The sequence below is a fragment of the Sphingomonas sp. Sph1(2015) genome, assembly GCF_001970915.1.
Classification (GTDB): domain Bacteria; phylum Pseudomonadota; class Alphaproteobacteria; order Sphingomonadales; family Sphingomonadaceae; genus Sphingomonas; species Sphingomonas parapaucimobilis.
Genome location: NZ_MQUI01000100.1, coordinates 1 through 1,667, shown reverse-complemented (window position 1 = coordinate 1,667; position 1,667 = coordinate 1). Strand labels below are relative to the sequence as shown.

Here is a 1,667-nt window from a genome sequence, read left to right as displayed (position 1 = left end):
TAGCACATTGGGAAGCGCTGGTTCGGGGGCCGCTATGGCCCTGATGAAGGCAAGGCCGCGAAGCGGCCGCAGGCTTCATCAGGGCAAGCCATGGTCGGTCAGCAGGTATCTAAAGTGAGGTTGTCGAGACAACACTTTGGAGGCCGACCGACCATGACCAAGCTCACCTCTACGCCTGCCGGCGCCGTGCTGGTAGCCATCGATATGTCCAAGAACCGGCAGGAGGTCCTTATCGAGCGACCGGAAGGCGGCCGGCGCCGGCGGATGACCGTCATGGCGACCAAGGAGGACTATGACGGCTTCGTCGAGCAGCTCGCTGCCATCGGTCGTCCCATCATCGTCGGGTTCGAGGCGACGGGTAATTACCATCGCACGCTGGCGCACCGGCTGCTGACGGCGGGGTTTGAGCTGCGCCTCATCTCGTCGGTCGCGCTCGCCCGAACACGCGAGGCGTTGCACAATGGCTGGGACAAGAACGACCCCAAGGACGCGCAGGTCATCCTCCACATGCTGCGGATCGGTGCGACGCAGCGCTATGTGGACCCGCTCGCCGCGGGCATCAATGACCTGCAGGAACTCTCGAAGACCCACGAGACGATCTCCAGGATGAAGACGCAGACCTGGCACCGGATCCTGACCCACTATCTGCCGCTGTACTTCCCCGAGATCGCCCGCTTCGCAGGTAACAGCCGGTCCGACTGGTTTCTCGCGCTCATCGAGCGGTTTCCGACGCCGGCCACCATCACGGCACTGGACCGCGAGGCGTTCTCGGCCGCGGCGTGGCCGCTCATCGGCCGCAAGGTCTCCAAGGCACGCCTCATCAACGACATCTACGAGACGGCGTTCGCCTCGACGGCACTGCCGGTGCCGGAGGACTCCGCCGCCGTCACCATGTTCCGCATGGTCATTGCACAGGGCCGCAGCCTCATCCACCAGCGCGACGAGATCGAGCGGCTGGCTCATGCGCGGCTCGCCGATGACGTCGACTACCAGCTGCTGCGCAACATTCCGGGCATCGGTCCGATCAATGCGCTGACCATCCTGGCCGAGGCCGGTGATCTGCGCCGCTTCAACCATCATCGCCAGTTCCTGAAGTTTTGCGGCCTCGATCTCGCGACCTGCCAGTCGGGCACGTTCCGCGGCCGCACCAGGCTGTCCAAATACGGCAACGCGCGCCTGCGCCGCACCTTCTGGATGGCTGCCCAGGTCGCCGCGCGTCAGCGCGACAACAGCTTCCGCGACAAGCTCGGACGATACATTGCCGGGCACGCGGACGATGCCGACCGTCGCCGCAAGGCGATGACGGCGCTCACCGCCAAGATGGCGCGCGTGGCTCACGCCGTCATCAAGACGGGAACAGAGTACCGGCCGTTCCTCGAACGGTCGGATGCCAGGTGGAAGGACCCCTCTCTGCAAGTGCCGTGAGGGCGCTCCTCGAGCGACCCTGTAGATAATGTTCGGGCCTTCCACCTGGGTGCGTATCTCGTTTTAAGGATGGTGAGGACCACGGTCGCCCCGGCGCCGCTGGATCCTGCGTTTGCTATGGCAGGGAGCGATCCCGTTGACGGTGGGAGCCATCTGGCTCAGATTGCATGCCGCGCCGATGGTTGTCGGCGCATCGATATCTGCTGGCCAAAACCCGCCGCTGCTTCCCGACATAGGACGTT

General features: G+C 64.7%; 1 pseudogene. It reads left to right on the top strand.

What is annotated here, in order from left to right:
- Nucleotides 1–153: 153 nt before the first annotated feature.
- Nucleotides 154–1,450 (top strand): annotated as a pseudogene (locus BSZ14_RS18650) (IS110 family transposase).
- Nucleotides 1,451–1,667: the final 217 nt, after the last annotated feature.